The sequence below is a fragment of the Arthrobacter sp. H14 genome, assembly GCF_000520495.1.
Lineage (GTDB): Bacteria > Actinomycetota > Actinomycetes > Actinomycetales > Micrococcaceae > Arthrobacter_C.
Map to the genome: position 1 here is coordinate 26,658 of NZ_KI914675.1, position 1,072 is coordinate 27,729.

Below are 1,072 nucleotides of genomic sequence, written 5' to 3' on the forward strand. Positions count from 1 at the left end.
GCCTTATGCGGGCAGCTCCAACTCCCAGTCCTTTACATCTGCCACCGGGGCGAACAGGCGTCCGTCCAGCTCGTCTAAGGCCAGGTTGTTTCGAACGCGGTGTGGCCAGTTCCGGTTGGCTAGGGCCGCCTTTCCGAGGGCAACGACGTCGGCATCACCGTTCTGCAACATAGACGCGGCGGTTTCCGGATCGTCCAGGCTTCCGTTGGCTATGACCGTTACGCCCGAGTGCTGCTTAGCCAGCGACGCCAGCGAGAATCCCTCGTCCCCAAATGCCGGCGCGGCGGCACGGTATTCAGTGGTGTGTATGAAATCGATACCGGTGGCGCCCAAGGTGGCGAAAATTTCCTCTGCCTCTTCTGCGCCGCCGCTCCACCGGTGCTCATTGTCGCTGACCTTGGCCTGGGAAATACGCATTCCTACAGTCATATCCGGCCCAACCGCCTCGCGCACGGCGCGGCAGATCTCAGCGGCGAACCGCACCCTGTTGGCGGGGGAACCGCCGTACTGGTATCCGCCCAGCCTGCCCGTCGCGGTACAGCCTTATGCGGGCAGCTCCAACTCCCAGTCCTTTACATCTGCCACCGGGGCGAACAGGCGTCCGTCCAGCTCGTCTAAGGCCAGGTTGTTTCGAACGCGGTGTGGCCAGTTCCGGTTGGCTAGGGCCGCCTTTCCGAGGGCAACGACGTCGGCATCACCGTTCTGCAACATAGACGCGGCGGTTTCCGGATCGTCCAGGCTTCCGTTGGCTATGACCGTTACGCCCGAGTGCTGCTTAGCCAGCGACGCCAGCGAGAATCCCTCGTCCCCAAATGCCGGCGCGGCGGCACGGTATTCAGTGGTGTGTATGAAATCGATACCGGTGGCGCCCAAGGTGGCGAAAATTTCCTCTGCCTCTTCTGCGCCGCCGCTCCACCGGTGCTCATTGTCGCTGACCTTGGCCTGGGAAATACGCATTCCTACAGTCATATCCGGCCCAACCGCCTCGCGCACGGCGCGGCAGATCTCAGCGGCGAACCGCACCCTGTTGGCGGGGGAACCGCCGTACTCGTCGGTCCTCTTGTTGAAGTAG

General features: G+C 62.9%; 2 protein-coding genes. Both read right to left on the minus strand.

Annotated features, from left to right (window positions below; genetic code table 11):
* Positions 1–3: 3 nt before the first annotated feature.
* On the minus strand, positions 4–522 hold the full coding sequence (locus tag Y707_RS0116610) for an oxidoreductase (RefSeq protein WP_081744949.1): 519 nt from the start codon (positions 520–522) through the stop codon (positions 4–6).
* 21 nt (positions 523–543) lie between these two features.
* A partial coding sequence (locus tag Y707_RS30075) for an oxidoreductase (protein WP_035782224.1) occupies positions 544–1,072 on the minus strand: 529 nt, incomplete at its 5' end.